We start from the raw sequence: 17170 nt of genomic DNA, 5'->3' as shown, positions 1-17170 counted from the left end.
GTTGGCGGCCGCCTCATGCACCCCTACGGGTGCAGCAGGTTATAGACCCTTATAGGGTCTGTGCAAACCGCCGGCTAAGCCGGCGGTACTGATTTATCTAAAATCATATTCCCCGAAATCATATTTGGATGATGACAGTTATGACGGCGATGGCGACGATGACGGCGATCATGGTGAAAATGGTGATGATGATGATGAAGGTGGTTGTGGAGGTGGAGGTGGTGGTGATGATGACAGCGAAAAATGATTGATTTATTATTCAAACGGAAGATGAAATTGTGAGTGGCTATTGGGCATTGAGTGAGTGGTGCTCGGTTGTCTGCAATTCAGATTCAGGATCAAGATATAGCGTATTCAAGATTATCGAGCGTACATGCGTATACATGGATAGGGTAAGAATACCCAGGGATGAACATTGATAATAATTTATAAAACTAATAAATATTTAAATAGATTATATCAATATTAATGAATGTAAGTATAGGCTAAACAAAATGTCGAATAGTAATAATTGTTTTATTGATATTAAAATATAGAATAAGTAATGGATTAATAAAAATATTGATACAAAGTGTCCAAATTATGTTGAATAAATACAAAAAATGCATAATATGTTCACGGCGTTGAAATTGAAAAGGTTAAGCTACAGTGATAATATGAACTTAGAGATATATGCAAATATTAATTATATTAAAGATACCAATAAAATGGGATTTTTCAAATGGCGAGGAACCGAGCTTTACAATCCCGAAAGGAAAACGTGATGAAGAAAAGCTTGGGAACCTTGAGTATGCTCAGGGTTTTTGTATTTGTTACACATTCTGATATATGAAAGTCTTTGGAAGGAGGCTTAACCATGAACAGGTTTCTGAAGAAGCTGCTATCACTCACCGTTGCATTCATGATGGTATTTTCACTGGTGGCTACAAAATCTGCGCTTGCAAATACAGGTTATACGCTTGAAGGCTGGCACAAGGCTAACAGCTTGTGGACGACCGGTGCTATAAAGGGATATATGGAGCTTGACTGGGTTGACCTGAAGTTTGGTGTCAACAGCTATGACGGAGTACCGACGGAGTTTACTGTTGAACTGGATTACAATAATGGCGGGATAATTGGATATGAGCATGCAGGATACTTCGTACTTTATGAGGGACTGGATGATTTCACTCCAGGCAGCGAGCCTGCTGAGATAGTTGGAGGCTACTCGATCACGACACCTGTCGTGGTAGGTGACATTCTGACATTTACACTTATAATCGAAGATATCGCGAAATTCGTCGCAATCGAAGAATTTACGCTGAAATTCAAGGCTCAGCTTTCAGACAACGCAGCAGAATGGCCAGGTGCAAGCCTGCAGTACAGGCTGCTCGGAGCTGACAAGACCGTATCTATGATGAGAAATGACATAATATACCTTGGGGACCTTACAATCAACAAGGTACTGCTTGATGCAAACGGCGATCCACTTGGTGAGGCCAGAGATTTCAACATCGTTATAACAAGCGATAATGGCACACCTCCAATATACAGGACTGTAACAAGCGGTTCGCATATCGTAATCGAGAACCTTGAGCCTGGAACCTATACTGTAACAGAACCAGGCTATGGAGACCTCTATGAGGTTACGATAACCAATGACGGAGTAATTGAATTCACCGGAGATTTCCCGGATGCATCACTTACAATAACCAACAAGATCAAGATGCAGCTGATAGACGTAACTGCAAACAAGGTATGGGTAGGCGGGCCAAGCCCGAAGCCTACAGTATCATTCCAGCTGTACAGGAGCATATCTGGCGGAGAGCCGATTGCTGTTGGAGACCCGAAGGACCTTCCAGATGGAACCACAATGGTTATGTGGGAGGATATGCCTAAGACGGATCCAGTGGGCAACATGTACACATATACTGTCAAGGAAATAGGAGTACCTGAGAACTATGACAAGGTAGAGTCAGGACTTACTGTAACCAATACCTATGAATCGCCGCTTATTGATGTAGAAGGTATGAAGACATGGGTCGGAGGACCTGTTCCGAGACCTGACATTTCGCTTCAGCTCTACAGGCACATTGAAGGCGGAGTGAAGATGGCAGTTGGCGATCCAGTAGTTCTTCATAACGGTGAGACAAGCCATATCTGGGAGGATATGCCTAAGACTGACGGAGACGGCAAGCTCTACATCTACACTGTAGATGAGACTGCAGTACCTGAGAATTATGTGAAGACTCTTGACGGGCTTGAGGTGATCAACACCTATGAGCCTCCACTGACTGACATAATGGCTAAGAAGACCTGGGTAGGCGGACCGGAAGAGAAGCCTGACATCATGCTTCAGCTGTACAGGAGCATTGCAGGAGGAGATCCTGTGAAGGTAGGACCTGAGGTTGAGCTTGAAGGCGGATGGACAGGATATACCTGGTTAGACCTGCCTACAACTGACATGGATGGACATCCGTACACCTATACCGTTAAGGAAATAGGCGTACCGGAGAACTATGAGAAGGTTGAGGAAGGCATGGAGATCACCAATGAATATGTATCTCCGAAGACCTATGTTACACTGCAGAAGATCTGGGTAGGCGGACCAGAGGTCAAGCCTAGCATCCAGGTACAGCTTTACAGGAAGATCGCAGGCGGAGAAGTCATGCCAGTCGGAGATCCTGTTACGATACCTAACGGAACTGTAGAATACACCTGGAACAACCTGGATGTCACAGATTTGAATGGACATCCTTACACCTACAGCGTTGATGAAGTAGCCGTACCTGGATATGACAAGCTGGTCGTAGGCTACACAGTAACGAATACAAGGATCAAGGGAGATATAGAGTTCTACAAGCATGACGAGCTGCACATGCCTCTTGCAGGAGCAGTATTCGGACTTTACAGCAAGGCTGACACTGGATTCGCAACACCGATTAAGACTGCTACAAGCCTCACAGACGGACTTGTATGGTTCAAGGATGTGGACTTCGGTGAGTATAACATCAGGGAGATCAGCGCACCTGCAGGCTATGAGAAGAGCAGCACAGTAATACCTGTAGCCATTACGGAGCAGGGAAAGACTGTCATACCTACACCTTCGATGGTAGTGAATGTCAAGATAATGGGAGACATAACGATCAAGAAGGTAGACTCAATTACCAAGGCAGTCCTTGCCGGAGCAAAGGTTGTAATTAAGGACAAGGCAGGAACTGTTGTATTTGAAGGCACAAGCGGTGCTGACGGACTGGTTAAGGCAGTACTTCCAGTAGGCGAGTACATAATATCAGAGATACTTGCACCAGAAGGCTACGTGCTTACAACCCAGACCTATGCCATCAAGATTGACAGGACAGGGCTTGTGTTCAATGTAGAGATACCAAACACTGAAGAGGAAGAACTTCCTCAGACCGGAGGCATTCCAAGCGAGCTGCTGTATGCTCTTGGAGCATTGGCGGTAATCGGCGGAGTACTTCTCATGAGGAGAAAGAGGACCTGACGGATTTAGATCCCGGGGCCGCCTGAAAAGGCGGCCTCTTAAATTGCAATGAAAATAGAACCGAATTGTTAACTGTTAGTAACCTTCACAAGTATCCATGTCCTATAATTAAATCATAACAAGGCCATAATATTTCTATGGTAAAGAAAAGGACCTATAAGAGGGGTGCTGAAAATGAAAAAGATTATAAGGACAGTGGGAATGGTGGCAGCGCTTACGCTTCTGTTCGCATGCGGTGCAAAGCCTGCAACGCCTACCGTAGATCCGACTACGCCTGCGACTCCTACGACGCCATCTGTGCCATCGACGTCGGAAACACCAGAGGCTGTTTCTGTTAAGGACTACTTCCCATTCGAAGGCGATGTGGAATATATTTTTGAAGGGATGGGCAACGAATACGCAACATTTACGAGGACAGTCGACTACATTGACGGCAACAGGATACAGATAAGGGACAACAACGGCGGAACAGAAATAGTGAAGATTATCGAAGCTGATGACAACGAAGTGAAGATTGTTTATTCAAGAGGCGAGACATACTTCAGGGAAAGCTTCATCAAGAAGGATTCAGGAAAGCCTGAGATACTGCTGAAGGCGCCAATTGCGAAGGGTACGACCTGGATGATGCCTGACGGCAGCAAGAGCACAATAACAGGAATCGATGTAGTAGTGAAGGTTCCATACGGTGAATACAAGGCAGTTGAGGTAACTATAGATGGAGCTACCGGAGATACTATAAACTACTATGTTAAGGGCGTTGGACTGGTAAAGATGGTGTACAATCCGGGAACTGACGAGGTTTCATCAAGCCTTAAGACAGTCACGAAGAACAAGCCTTATTCAAGGCTAATGACATTCTATGTCACAAATTCTGATGCAAAGCTTATTAGGGTCAACAAGGAAGTAACCTTCAAGACCAACAGCATAACAAGGATAATACTCCAGGATGTCTATAAGGCAGTTGGAACAGAGAAGAACTCCAACATACTCAGCGCCAACACCAAGATAAACAGCCTTTACTTAAATGATGACGGCATGGTATATATCGACCTTTCGAAGGAATTCGTAACAGAGATGAATGCCGGATCTGAGTTTGAAGCGATGATACTGCAGAGTGTCACTAACACCTTTGGAGACTTCTATGGAGAGACAAGGGTAATGCTTACAGTTGATGACAAGACGTATGAATCTGGGCATATACTGCTAGATGAGGATGAGTATCTGAAGGTTGACTACAGCAAGGTGATTGAACCATAAATTACAAATTATGATGAAAACCGGACCTGGCAACAGAAATTGCCAGGTCCGGTCTTATTATGCCCAATACTTGCTGGTGATAGAGAATCATTTTGCGTATTCAATTAATCCATTTCCAGTCTCTATCGCCAGCACAAAGGTCAAAATGACATTTGGCAATTCCGAGGTCGATTTTTGCACCTATTCCTATCCCAGCCTTTGCTGATACCTTATTTCCATCCAAAGTGAACAGGAACTTTTGCTGATTGAAGGAGGTAGGAGCATACCTGGCTGCCTCCATGCCGCGGCGGAACCAATCGGGCATGTCTCCGTTTACCCTGCTCAGCTCTTCAACTGATTTCATATCATGAGGAACCCCATGCGTATCTGAATAGCCAAATACGATAATACCTACCAGCTTTTCGTTTTCCTTTAATTCATACTCACATTTCTTCTTGCTGTAAGTGTTTACAACCCAGCAGGTACCAAGCCTCAGCTCAGTTGCTTTCAGGACAACCTTCTCGCCATAGTAGCCTACCTTTTCAGCAAGATCATCAGCCTTTTTTCCGATAAGCACTACATAGTTTTTCGCATTGCTGAATTTCCTGAGGTGTGACTTGAAGCAGTCGAGTGCGTTCGGTTCTTCAAGCACCATCTTAAAATCAAGTCCGCTTTCCTCGTTGCATTTGCTTATGAATGATTGAAGAATGCCTGCGGTTTCCGAATCGATTTTTCTGTCATTGAATGCCCTTACAGAATGTCGTGATTTCATTGTTTCCATAATCTCCATGACAATTCTCCTTAAGATCTTTTAACAGTTCTCTAAAGCAAAGCTGCTGTCAGAATCGGCAACATCCTGAGTAAACAACCTCTAATAGCTGCAGCTGCATGGAAAGCAAATCAGTGTCCAATTTAGAAACCGTAAAGTAAACAATGCGAAAACAGAAAAAGGAGATGCTTTCGAATTACTCAGGTTATAACGCAAACTTCACTTATTCATCACTTCTATATTAATAATTTTACTCTTCTGGTTGACAAATATCTATCATGCTTAAATCTTTTACAATTGTGCACATCCATTCATATCCTCAATCATTTCGCCATTAGTTTTCTTCTCCGGTGGAAGCAGTGGATTACTGGAATTTAGTTATATTTCCCACTGATGAAGTTCACGGGCTATGTGGGAAGCGATTGAGGCGCTGCTTTTTATGTCGTTTGGACCTGAATCGTGCTATAATTAAGAAAATTCAGTTGTCTGGCAGGCGTGTTGCAGGCGGGCAAATATCGGAAGGCGGGATTAAAAATGAACTATGTTTTCATATCACCCAATTTCCCGAGGGGCTATTCAAACTTCGCCGTAAGGCTGAAGGCAGAGGGCGTTAATGTTCTGGGACTTGGACAGGATAAATATGACGAATTGAACAGCGACCTTAAGAAAACCCTGACGGAATATTACAGGGTAGAGAATATGGAAAACTATGATGAAATGCTGAAGGCCATGGGGTACTTCACGCACAAGTATGGGAAGATCGACAGGATCGAGTCCCACAATGAGCACTGGCTGATGCAGGATGCAAGGCTGCGCACTGACTTCAATGTTCATGGGCTTAAGATTAACGATATGGACAAGATGAAGTACAAGTCCAAGATGAAGGAAGTCTTCAGGTCATGCGGCATTCCGGTAGCAAGAGGCGCTGTTGTGAAAGACGAAGAGGAAGCTATGGTCCTGGTTTCCGAATATGGCTACCCAGTAGTGGTAAAGCCTGACATGGGAGTTGGGGCTCAGGATACTATGCTTCTTGTAAGCGACAGGGATGTTGCAGACTTCTTCAGCACCAGGTTAGGAAAAGAATATATCCTTGAGGAGTATATCGAAGGTGACATACACAGCTATGATGGCCTTGTAGACCAGGATGGTGATGTGGTATTCTCTTCGAGCTTCATATTCAGCAACGGCATAATGGATGTAGTTAATTCTGACCTTGATATTTTCTATTATTCCCAGAAGAATATTCCTGATGACCTTGAAGAAATGGGAAGAAAGGCTGTAGCAGCCTTCGGCCTTAAAGAGAGGTTCTTTCATATTGAATTCTTCAGGACAAAGCTTGGAGAGCTTGTAGCGCTGGAGGTCAACATCAGACCGCCTGGAGGCTACTCTGTGGACATATGGAACTTCGCCAATGACGTCGACATGTACAGGCAGTATGCTCAGGTGGTGGCAAGAAACAAATATGATGCGAACCTTCTTGGGAAATACTACTGTGTCTATACAGGCAGGAAGCTTTCAGCCAATTACAGGAATTCAGTTGATGAGGTGGTATACAGGTACAATACCGGAATACTCTACCATGGAGAGATACCGAAGATACTGTCCAAGGCACTTGGCGATTATGCTTTCATATTCAGGGTCGAGGAATTCGAGGATCTGAGGGAAAGGGTGAAGTTCATCCTTGAAAAGAAATAGCAAAAGAAAAATGACTTAAGGGAACCAAGGAGGGCTAAACATGCAGATAAGTTATCAGAAAATCTACTCAAGGAACCTTAACAGGGACATCGAATTCAAGAGCTACGGACATGCCGGGAAGCCGATGATAGTATTCCCGTCATCAGGGGGCAGGTTCTATGAGTTCGAGGACTTCAAGATGATAGATGCCATAGCACATCTCATAGACAGAGGACTTGTCAGAGTATTCACACCTGATTCAGTCGACTCTGAAAGCTGGTATAATTATGGACTGCCAAGCGAAGAGCGGGCAAAGCGCCATAACCAATACGACCTTTTCATAGTAGAGGAGCTTGTGCCTCTCATCAAGGAACAGACTGGCTGGTACGGCGGATTCATCGCCCACGGCTCCAGCATGGGTGCATTCCATGCACTTAACATCTACCTCAGACATCCGGATGTGTTCGATGCTACCATTGCCCTGAGCGGTATCTACGATGCAAGGTTCTTCGTTGGAGAAGACTTCGGCTACAACGTGTACATCAATTCGCCGGTAGATTACCTGAAGAACATCGATGACTCATATTATCTCGACAGGTACAGGAACGGAGACATCATAGTATGTGTCGGGCAGGGTGCTTTTGAGGCAGAATCCATAAGGGATACCAGACTGATCGGAGACATATTCAGGGAAAAGAACATACCTGCATGGGTTGATTTCTGGGGATACGAAGTGGCACATGACTGGCCATGGTGGAGAGTCCAGATAGTATACTTTCTTGAAAGGCTTCTGGAATACAGGGGAATGGTTTAGGACAATTAAAATGCCAGCTGGAAGCTTATGAAAAGCTTCCAGCTGGCATTATTGATTTTTCATTTATCATAATAAGTGTATTCGATCCAGCAGTCTTAATCTAAGCTATCAGGGCCAATGCTGAGAAATAGATTACAGGTACCAGAAGGGATGGCAGCATGTTTGAGATCTTAAGCTTCGCATCCAGCACCATGTTCAGACCAAGCCCCAGGATCATGAGTGATCCAGTGGAAGCGAGTGCAGTAATAAGATCAGGGGTCATGAATGGCTTCAGTATGCCTGCAAATATCGCTATGGAGCCCTGGTATGTGAACAGTGGGAGAGTTGAGAGCATGACTCCAGCTGCACCGATCGTTCCTGCAAATACTATGGATGATATTCCGTCCAGAACGGATTTTGCAAAAAGCGTTGTATGGTCTCCTGTAAGCGCTGACTCTATAGGTCCTATGATTGCCATGGATCCCACGCAGAAGAGGAGTGTAGCAGTCAGGAAACCTTCCTTGAGGCCGCTTCCTTCATCGGCTTTAAGCATCGTCTCAAGCCTCTGGGACATCCTTTCCAGGAAGCCCTCAATATCCAGCGTTTCTCCGACAACTGTGCCTATGGCCATTGAGACTATGAGAAGAAGCGGATTCTTGGTCTCAAGCACTCCTGCAATCCCAATATAGATCACACAAAGTCCGAGGACCCGAAATACGCTTGCTGAAGTATTCTTATTTATCTTTTTCTTGAATATGAATCCTAACAGGCTTCCGCCTAATATCGCCGCTACGTTGACGAAGTTTCCTAGCATCATGAGACTGACCGCCTTCCTTGGTTTTGCATCTTTATACCTACCAATGTATTATATCACAGCAATTTCAGAAATCACCGGTAAAATATTCAATTCTATACAAGTCGAATAAGGGATTATGGGAAGCTATTCAATCAAGATGAAAATACTCGAGGTACCTGTAGCGCACTAAGCCGGGCAAGGAGCAATTATGATCATATTGCTCATAGTAATGACCTCTGGACATTTCTATGTTAGTTGGACACAATATTGACCTGAATCACCATGCCCGTGGTAGAATGGACAGAGAAGATTTTTGGAGTTGATGATTTGAAGAAGATAGTATTTCTTGATATTGACGGAACATTGGTGGAATACAGGATAGGCAAGGATAAGGTATCTGATGCCACGATAAAGGCAATTGAAGAGATAAGGCAGAAGGGCGGAAAGGTTGTCCTCTGCTCAGGAAGAGCGCTTTCTATAATGGACGACCATATTCGGAACCTTCCTGTGGACGGATACGTGACCTCCAACGGAGCATATGCCGAGATAGATGGCGAGATAGTCCACAATGTCAGCCTGACCGGAGAAAGGCTTACAGAGGTGCTTGATTTCCTTGATGCCAACCAGATCATGTACGTTGCTGAAACTCAAAGGTATGCATACTACAGCCATCTGGGAAACAAGGAACTCATGGAATATGTTGCAATGGCGAAGATGCCGCAGAAGTATGCCAAAGACGCGAGGGTAAGAGACTACCAGGGCATAAACATGTTCATCATGTTCATAGATACCAAGGAGCAAGAGCAGAAGGCTAGGGAGTTCCTTCGCGAATTCACATTCATCAGGCAGACAGGCTACAGGGCTTACGACGTACTGTTCACCTCAAGCTCCAAGGCTGAAGGGGCACTTGCTGTCAGAAGGCACTTCGGTGAGGACCATGAGACATACGCCTTCGGTGACGGAATGAATGACAGGACTCTTTTCAGCGTGGTAGATGTAAGCATAGCCATGGGGAATGCCTGCGACATTCTGAAGGAAGAGGCTGACCACATAACAGAGGATGTGGACAAGGAGGGTGTACTCAAGGCTCTGGTGAGCCTGGGGCTTGTTTCATCCAGTCTGGGCTGAAAATGAACAATCCATACACATGAAGACTGTATCAACAATTGGCAGTTTTTACCGAATTTAGTACACTTTTAAGTGGGCAGACCTTTATTGAAAATGGATTTCACAACAGAAATCCTTGTAAATGAAGATTTGCCCATTATTTTATCCTATTTCTGTAATCGTGGTAATTATTGACTTTTGCCATAAATTAACTTGAAAACTAACTTTCGTTAATATATTATCAATATATAAGGAAAGTTGGTGGACTTAATGGATGCAGCAAACAGGACTAGTTTTGGAATTAACAATTCCGACACATATCATGGTCTGAGGGAATCTGAACTCGAGAGTCTTCTCGAAGAGGTCGATCCTGAGGGCTTTATTCCCATGAAATGCAATGCCACCTTCATCGTATCAGAAGACCTGAGGATAACGCATGAGGAGAAGAAGGACATAACAAGACTTCCAATAATCAGGGACACCAGGGTTAACCAGAAGCTGTCTGAGAATACGCTGCTTGGGTGTATTTCAAAAGAAGCCAGGGACAGAAGGAAGCCGATAACGAGGAGATTGAACTCCGGCGCCATCGCATGCGCAGTTCCTGTATTTTCTGCAGGCTATATGAAGGGGATAGTTGTCTTCTTCTATACTGAACTCAATGAGGATGACCTTGTTGAGAGGATCGGGGAGATAGCTGATACGACACTTAATGATGCATATCTCAAGGCTCAGGGATTCGACAAGGCGACACTTCATTCAAGGGATAACCTTGCCAAAGATGCACCGATAACCCTCGAGGAATATGAGAAGTTCGCCATAATCAATGCAGGTGAAGCTCTCAAATGGAATATCTCAAAAATGGCAAGGACTCTTGGTATAGGGAGAAACACCCTTTACTACAAGATGAAGAAATATGAGATAGGCTAAGTGTTCGAAAAATGCGCGATTGCAAGGTAAGATGGTTCGTTAATTAACGATTTATTTACAATCATGTTAAAAAAATATCTATAAATGATGATATACTAATTTCATGGATAAGCTCCCATATCCAAGGGTAGTAATACCCCTACCCTTTGTAACTATACTGTTTCCCTGAAAAAGGACCCCGCATGGGGTCCTTTTTCATTGGCCCGGAATAAATTCCGGTAATTTTTGTGTGCAAAAGAAGAAAATGCCTGTAAATGGCTTTCCTGGCTAATCTTAAACAGTAATCAGGTTGCTGAAATATTTGGTTTTGCCTTCAAGGACATCATCGTAGAACTCCTGCTTCGAGTCTATGTATTCAATGGAATCATTCAGCTCTCGTATCTTGTCAACCAGGACTTTTCTCTGGGCATCGAGCATTGCCTTACGTTCAAGTATTGAAGATTCACCAGCAAGGCAGAGGTTCAGATAGATCTTCATGTCACTTATGCTCATTCCGCATTTTCTGAGGCAGGTAAGGCCATCTATCCAGCTGACATCCCTGTCATCAAATATTCTGTGGTTATTCTTGTCCCGCTTAACATTGGGAATCAGGCCTTCATTGCAGTAAAACTTCAGTGCTTCATAGGTCATCCCGACCATATGGCTTGTTTCCTTCATTGTGTACATAGGTTGTCCTCCAAAATTCACTTATGGGTATTGACCGGTAGTAACTAACGGGGATTATAGTTGAAGTGTAATGTAAATTGCTGTGAGAATCAAGGAGGATATGAAATGGATCATGTTATTCTGAACAATGGAGTAAAGATGCCGCTGCTTGGGTTTGGCGTATACCAGATTCCAAAAGAGGATTGTGAAAGGTGCGTTCTGGATGCGATAAGCATAGGCTACCGTCTTATAGATACTGCACAGTCATATTTCAATGAGGAAGCTGTTGGAAGTGCAATCGAAAAGTGCGGGGTTCCACGTGAAGAGCTGTTTATAACCACAAAGGTTTGGATCGATAATTATGGATATGAGAAAACAAAGAAATCAGTTCTTGAGTCGATGAGGAAGCTGAGGACCGGATACCTGGACCTGGTTCTTCTTCACCAGCCGTTTGGCAACTACTATGGTGCTTATCACGCACTGGAGGACCTGTACAAGGAAGGCAAAATCAGGGCCATAGGTGTCAGCAATTTTTATCCTGACAGGCTTTCGGACATAGCTGCCTTCAATGAAATAGTGCCTCAGGTCAACCAGGTGGAGACAAATCCATTGAATCAGCAGATAAAGGCTCAGGAGAACATGGTCAAGAATGGCGTTCAGATTGAAGCCTGGGCTCCGTTTGGAGAAGGAAGGAACGGAATTTTTGAAAACCAGGTGCTTAAGGAAATTGCTGAGAAGCATAACAAAAGCGTAGCTCAGGTTATCTTAAGATGGCTGATCCAAAGAAAGGTTGTGGCACTCGCCAAATCCACACATAAGGAAAGAATCCAGGAAAACTTCGAAGTGTTCGACTTTGAGCTGACAGCAGAGGATATGGAAGCCATCAAAGCCTTGGATACCGGTAAGAGTCTGTTCTTCTCACATCAGGATACAAGTACCGTTGACCTTTTCGTTGAGCTGATAAAGAAGAGAAGGGACCTGATGTAAGAGGCATTAGGGTAACATTGATTTTAAATATTAAGAAAGCCTTGCGTGCCTATCGGCAGCAAGGCTTTCTGCCTTCCCAAAGTAACTGATCTGATTTAAGATCTTTAAACTTTATGAGGATATATTATCCACATATTCCAATGAATTAATATGTCATTTCTCAGTAAGATGAGATAGCGTGGTAGATTTTACAAAAATGTATGGTATAATAAATTAAGAAAATAACCGCATATATTAATTAATGCGGTTATTGCCATAAGTGAGGGTTAAAGTGAAAGCGAAAAGGGAATATACACAAGTGAACTACTGTAATACAGAAAAGACTGTCAGTGAAAGCGTTGAGGTTGAACAGACAAATAGAATTTTCGAGATAATCAAGAGAAATAATGGATATGCTACAACTGCAGATATGGTAAAAGAAGACATTAATCCATACTATATTAATTCGCTGAAAAAAGCTGGGAAGATAGTGGGCGTCAAACGTGGTGTTTATAGAGCCAATGAAGAGGGATTCGATTTTAACTTTGATGTGTCTATTGTAGATGTGGCAAAGATCGTACCAGATGGAGTGCTCTGCCTTAGCAGCGCTCTGGCTTACCATGGTCTGACAACATACATGCCAAGAGTATATGAAGTTGCAATTGAACGTGACAAGAAAATTGTTCTGCCTGAATATCCTCCGATAAAGCTCGTTTACTTCTCTAAAAATACATTTGAAACAGGGATAGAAACAAAGTATATCGGTGGTCATCCTTTCCGGGTTTATGACCTTGAAAAGACTGTAATAGATTGCCTGAGATACAGGGAGAAAATTGGAAAAGATATTGTAAAGGAAACACTTGAAAACTACTTTGGCAGAAATGACAGGAAACTGGATGTGCTTCAAAAATATGCCAAAATCTGCAGAGTTCAAAAAATACTAAATACCTATATGGAGGTTCTTATTTAGTGAAGGACATTGCGAAATCAATTGAAATGCGATTGAAGAATATTGCACGAAACGAGTCTCTGCCATATGAGATGTTGCTACGTTTTCACATGCAAAGTGGAATTTTGCTGAGAATTTCGAAATCACACTACAAGGAGAATTTCATTCTTAAGGGTGGTCTCCTGACGTTCATACTTATGAAAATGAAGACTAGGCCCACTTTGGATGTTGATGAAAAAGCTTGCGCAAACTTGTGACTTCAGAAATCCAAACGTTTGGATTTCTGAAGTTATCCAAACCTTAATTAAATCCAAACTATCAACCTAAAAGTAAGACTCATTACGCTTTCCTGCTGAAAAAGGTTTGGATTTTATTTCGTTCCTGTATGATTGTCCTATAACATTGAGGAGGTCATACTATGGATTTTCGAAATCTTCTCGAACATCATCAGGAACTAATTTCCTATATGGAAAGCAAAGGGTATTCCGAACTCTATATACGCCGATTAAGGGGTGAAATCATCCGGATTCTTCGGAATACAGAAAAAAACCAATGGGCATCTTACACAGATATTTATCTTGAGTACACGCATACTCCGCATTCAAAGGATTACCTGCGCAACAAAAGAACTATAATCGGTGCAATCGAGCAATTTGATCTTTATGGAAATTATCCTAATGGAAGACGCCGACACTCGCTTTTCAGCCGTGGCGTTTACCACCTGCTGGTTGCTGAATTTCAAGAGTTGATTGATTTTTACTGCGAAGCGGAAGAGAAGCGCGGCAAAAAGGATACAACCATCTATAACGAATCGCATCATGCAGCATCATTTCTTCTTACACTTCAGAAGGATGGCGCCGACAACTTGGAGAAGGTCACAGAGGAACAGGTCATTTCCTTCTTTATATCTGAAGAAGGAATACTTACCAAAAGCTGTTCTTATAAAAAAGACATAGCCGCCGTCTTTAAGGCTGGGATTGCCTGGAACGAAAAAGAATGCAGCAGAATCCTTTGTTTTCTCCCCGCCCTGCGTGAGACCAGAAAAAATATCCAGTACCTTACCGGCGAAGAGGTTTCGAAAATCCGTGCGGCACTAGATGACTACGAGAACGACCTGACACTCCGTGACAGGGCAATCGAGATGCTTTTAATGTATACGGGATTGAGAAGTTGCGATGTGTCAGGAATGACTCTGGATGCAGTTGATTGGCAAAATGATCGGATACATATCCATCAGCAGAAAACAGAGGCGCTGCTAGAGCTCCCGATTTCTGCAATGGTCGGCAATGCCATTTATTACTATCTTTTATCGGAACGCACCGATTCAGACGAAAGGCATCTGTTTCTCAGTCTGACTAAACCATTCACACCGCTGGACAGCAGGAGCATCGGAAATATCACAGGAAAAATCATGAAGAAGGCAGGGGTTCGCCAGTCCCCTGGTATGAGGAAAGGAACCCATATCTTCCGTCATCATATGGCATCCGCACTTCTTGGCAACGGCATCCCCCAGGCCGTAATCAGTCGCACCCTAGGACACACTTCTCCAGATTCTCTCGAACCCTATCTCCGTGCGAATTTTAACCATCTGAAGGAATGCGCGCTGGATATTTCAGGATTTCCCGTTGCAGAGGAGGTGTTTGAAAATGACTGAATTCCGTTCTAAATTTGCTTCGCTGTTTCAATCATTCATACGTTACCGAAAGGCATCAGATAGGTGGAATGATTCCTCTTATGAGCCTTTTCTTATTATGTTTGATCGTTTTTGCTCATCGAATTACCCAGAGAACATGGAACCGACACAGGAAATGGTCGATTAATGGTGCAGACAGCGTGAAGGTGAAATGAATAATTCCTGCCGTTCCCGTATTTATGTTGTTGTAAGTTTTGTACGTTATCTTCGTGAACGCGGTCTTACCCTCATTGTGCCGCCGGATGTTCCGAGGAAAGAAAAAAGTACATATATCCCGCATGCTTTTACCAGTGAAGAATTGGAGAGGTTTTTCCATGAATGCGACAGCCTTCCTCCTTATGCCCACACTATGGAACAGAGATCAAGGCAGATAACTTTACCTGTATTCTATCGCCTGCTTTACAGCAGCGGCATCAGGACAAATGAGGCAAGAATGCTTAAAAGAGAAGCAGTGAACATGTCTACTGGGGTTATGGATATACGCTATTCAAAGGGACATGACCAACATTATATCGTCCTGCATGATTCTATGCTCAGATTGATGCAGACATATGACCAGGCAATCGGGAAACTTTACCCTGATAGGGCCTATTTCTTTCCTGCGAAGAATGGAGGATTCCATACACGAAGTTGGGTTCAGAAGAATTTTCGCCAGCTATGGGATGCAGTAAATCGTTCCCGTGCAACAGCATACGAATTGAGACATCATTATGCCATTGAAAACATCAACCGTTGGGTAGGTGAGGGGTTTGGCTTTGATGACAAGCTCCTTTATCTCAGCAAGAGCATGGGGCACACAGCGATTGAGAGTACTCGGTATTACTATTACCTTGTGCCAGGGATGTCGCATTTTCTGGAGAAACACACGGAAGATGGGTTCAATGCTCTGATACCAGAGGTGGACGATGAAGATTGGGAATGAAGCACTTGTAATTGCACGCCACATATCAGATTTCCTGAATACATATGCCCCTTCACAGAAAACAGCGAGCGTTCACACCCTGAAATCATATCGGACCTCGCTTGCCCTGTATATTAGCTTCCTTGAGTCAATTAAGGGAATAACCCAGAGAAGCTTGAATAGAGAATGCTTTGAAAGATCGTTCATTGAAGAGTGGCTGGGCTGGCTTGCTACCATTCGGGGATGCAGCCCGGAGACATGCAACAACAGGCTGGCATCTCTGCGTGTATTCCTGAAATATCTTGGATCAAGGGACATCCAGTTTATGTATCTCTTTAATGATGCTTGTGCACTAAATCGGAGAAAATGTCAGAAAAAGAAAGTGGAGGGTCTAAGCCGTGATGCAGTCAAAGCACTGATGGATTGTCCGAATACAAAAACTGCATCTGGAAGGAGGGATTTGACATTTATGGTTCTTGTGTATAGCACAGCAGCACGGCTTGATGAAATGCTTTCCCTCAAAGCAAGACAGCTTCATCTGGATCAGGCTAAGCCAAATGCCACAATTACTGGAAAAGGAAACAAAGTGCGGACATTGTATCTACTTCCAAAAGCAGTTGCACATTTGAGAAAATATATGAAGGAATTTCATGGAACGGATCCAAACCCAGAATCATATGTATTCTATTCCAGAAACACCGGCTCCACAGGAAAGCTCACACAGCCTGCAATTTCAAAAATGCTTAGAAAATATGCCCTGATAGCCCATGAAATATGCTCTGATGTACCGCTAACTCTACATGCGCATCAGTTTCGCCATGCCAAAGCCTCCCATTGGCTTGAAGATGGCATGAACATTGTTCAGATATCTTTTCTGCTTGGTCATGAGCAGCTGCAGACAACTATGGTATATCTTGATATCACAACAGTGCTGGAAGCCAAGGCGCTGGCTACTCTAGAGAGTGAAAATGATAAGAAGATCCAGCCTAAATGGAAAAATTTGACAGGAAGGCTTACAGACTTTTGTAGCACAAAGCCAATAAAAAAGTAAAATGAAATCCAAACCTTTTATCTGAGCATATGTTGTAAAACAATATTCGTATCAAAAGGTTTGGATTTAATTAAGGTTTGGATAACTTCAGTCGTGAGTTAGCAAGCGAAATCAAGAAATAAACAGTGCTTAGAACATTAGCATATATCAAGTAATGATTACCACAAAACACCTTGAAT

General features: G+C 43.4%; 14 protein-coding genes. 11 read left to right on the top strand and 3 right to left on the bottom strand.

All coding sequences use genetic code 11. The features are described 5' to 3' along the window. Positions 1-856: 856 nt before the first annotated feature. Complete coding sequence (locus J2Z34_RS16530; RefSeq protein ID WP_209460979.1) at positions 857-3484, top strand: Cna B-type domain-containing protein; 2628 nt, start codon at positions 857-859, stop codon at positions 3482-3484. A gap of 174 nt (positions 3485-3658) precedes the next feature. After that, the gene (locus tag J2Z34_RS16525; RefSeq protein ID WP_209460978.1) at positions 3659-4741 is read left to right on the top strand and encodes a GerMN domain-containing protein; all 1083 of its coding nucleotides are present in this window, start codon (positions 3659-3661) and stop codon (positions 4739-4741) included. Between the two features lie 100 nt (positions 4742-4841). On the opposite strand, the gene J2Z34_RS16520 is transcribed toward J2Z34_RS16525, so the two are convergent. Further along, positions 4842-5510 (bottom strand): nitroreductase family protein, encoded by a 669-nt coding sequence (locus J2Z34_RS16520; RefSeq protein ID WP_209460977.1) that lies wholly within the window; start codon positions 5508-5510, stop codon positions 4842-4844. 513 nt (positions 5511-6023) lie between these two features. Here J2Z34_RS16520 and J2Z34_RS16515 point away from each other — a divergent pair. Both J2Z34_RS16515 and J2Z34_RS16510 read left to right on the top strand, forming a co-directional pair. Further along, positions 6024-7184 carry an ATP-grasp domain-containing protein gene (locus J2Z34_RS16515; RefSeq protein WP_209460976.1) on the top strand — a complete coding sequence of 387 codons (1161 nt, stop codon included), beginning with the start codon at positions 6024-6026 and terminating at the stop codon, positions 7182-7184. Positions 7185-7224: 40 nt separating this feature from the next. Further along, positions 7225-7977: an esterase family protein gene (locus tag J2Z34_RS16510; protein WP_209460975.1), complete on the top strand. Its 753-nt coding sequence runs from the start codon at positions 7225-7227 to the stop codon at positions 7975-7977. 100 nt (positions 7978-8077) lie between these two features. On the opposite strand, the gene J2Z34_RS16505 is transcribed toward J2Z34_RS16510, so the two are convergent. Beyond that, entirely contained in the window at positions 8078-8773 is a 696-nt protein-coding gene (locus tag J2Z34_RS16505; protein WP_209460974.1) for a DUF554 domain-containing protein, read from the bottom strand. A gap of 306 nt (positions 8774-9079) precedes the next feature. Here J2Z34_RS16505 and J2Z34_RS16500 point away from each other — a divergent pair, with 306 nt between their 5' ends. Next, complete coding sequence (locus J2Z34_RS16500; RefSeq protein WP_209460973.1) at positions 9080-9880, top strand: Cof-type HAD-IIB family hydrolase; 801 nt, start codon at positions 9080-9082, stop codon at positions 9878-9880. A gap of 249 nt (positions 9881-10129) precedes the next feature. Then, positions 10130-10786, top strand: a complete 657-nt coding sequence (locus tag J2Z34_RS16495) for a helix-turn-helix domain-containing protein (protein ID WP_209460972.1) — start codon at positions 10130-10132, stop codon at positions 10784-10786. A 273-nt stretch (positions 10787-11059) separates the two neighbouring features. Here the strand turns inward: J2Z34_RS16495 and J2Z34_RS16490 are convergent, their stop codons facing one another. Beyond that, positions 11060-11452, bottom strand: a complete 393-nt coding sequence (locus tag J2Z34_RS16490) for a MerR family transcriptional regulator (protein WP_209460971.1) — start codon at positions 11450-11452, stop codon at positions 11060-11062. Positions 11453-11557: 105 nt separating this feature from the next. Here J2Z34_RS16490 and J2Z34_RS16485 point away from each other — a divergent pair, with 105 nt between their 5' ends. From J2Z34_RS16485 to J2Z34_RS16465, 5 genes are all read left to right on the top strand, one after another. Then, entirely contained in the window at positions 11558-12418 is an 861-nt protein-coding gene (locus J2Z34_RS16485; RefSeq protein ID WP_209460970.1) for an aldo/keto reductase, read from the top strand. Between the two features lie 271 nt (positions 12419-12689). Continuing rightward, a complete protein-coding gene (locus J2Z34_RS16480; protein ID WP_209460969.1) occupies positions 12690-13367 on the top strand; it encodes a type IV toxin-antitoxin system AbiEi family antitoxin domain-containing protein in 678 nt (225 codons plus the stop codon). A 397-nt stretch (positions 13368-13764) separates the two neighbouring features. Then, positions 13765-15000 carry a tyrosine-type recombinase/integrase gene (locus J2Z34_RS16475; protein ID WP_209460968.1) on the top strand — a complete coding sequence of 412 codons (1236 nt, stop codon included), beginning with the start codon at positions 13765-13767 and terminating at the stop codon, positions 14998-15000. A gap of 190 nt (positions 15001-15190) precedes the next feature. After that, positions 15191-15961 (top strand): tyrosine-type recombinase/integrase, encoded by a 771-nt coding sequence (locus J2Z34_RS16470; RefSeq protein ID WP_245250881.1) that lies wholly within the window; start codon positions 15191-15193, stop codon positions 15959-15961. Then, positions 15945-16991, top strand: a complete 1047-nt coding sequence (locus J2Z34_RS16465) for a tyrosine-type recombinase/integrase (RefSeq protein WP_209460967.1) — start codon at positions 15945-15947, stop codon at positions 16989-16991. The genes J2Z34_RS16470 and J2Z34_RS16465 overlap by 17 nt, the downstream gene beginning before the upstream one ends. Positions 16992-17170: the final 179 nt, after the last annotated feature.

It is taken from the genome of Youngiibacter multivorans, assembly GCF_017873395.1.
Classification (GTDB): domain Bacteria; phylum Bacillota; class Clostridia; order Clostridiales; family Clostridiaceae; genus Youngiibacter; species Youngiibacter multivorans.
This window is presented reverse-complemented; position numbering and strand designations above follow the sequence as displayed.

Coding starts and splice junctions, on each gene's coding strand:
- J2Z34_RS16520 (WP_209460977.1), bottom strand. CDS start 5,510: ATGGAGATTATGGAAACAATGAAATCACGACATTCTGTAAGGGCATTC.
- J2Z34_RS16515 (WP_209460976.1), top strand. CDS start 6,024: ATGAACTATGTTTTCATATCACCCAATTTCCCGAGGGGCTATTCAAAC.
- J2Z34_RS16510 (WP_209460975.1), top strand. CDS start 7,225: ATGCAGATAAGTTATCAGAAAATCTACTCAAGGAACCTTAACAGGGAC.
- J2Z34_RS16505 (WP_209460974.1), bottom strand. CDS start 8,773: ATGATGCTAGGAAACTTCGTCAACGTAGCGGCGATATTAGGCGGAAGC.
- J2Z34_RS16475 (WP_209460968.1), top strand. CDS start 13,765: ATGGATTTTCGAAATCTTCTCGAACATCATCAGGAACTAATTTCCTAT.
- J2Z34_RS16525 (WP_209460978.1), top strand. CDS start 3,659: ATGAAAAAGATTATAAGGACAGTGGGAATGGTGGCAGCGCTTACGCTT.
- J2Z34_RS16465 (WP_209460967.1), top strand. CDS start 15,945: ATGAAGATTGGGAATGAAGCACTTGTAATTGCACGCCACATATCAGAT.
- J2Z34_RS16490 (WP_209460971.1), bottom strand. CDS start 11,452: ATGTACACAATGAAGGAAACAAGCCATATGGTCGGGATGACCTATGAA.
- J2Z34_RS16485 (WP_209460970.1), top strand. CDS start 11,558: ATGGATCATGTTATTCTGAACAATGGAGTAAAGATGCCGCTGCTTGGG.
- J2Z34_RS16470 (WP_245250881.1), top strand. CDS start 15,191: ATGAATAATTCCTGCCGTTCCCGTATTTATGTTGTTGTAAGTTTTGTA.
- J2Z34_RS16530 (WP_209460979.1), top strand. CDS start 857: ATGAACAGGTTTCTGAAGAAGCTGCTATCACTCACCGTTGCATTCATG.
- J2Z34_RS16495 (WP_209460972.1), top strand. CDS start 10,130: ATGGATGCAGCAAACAGGACTAGTTTTGGAATTAACAATTCCGACACA.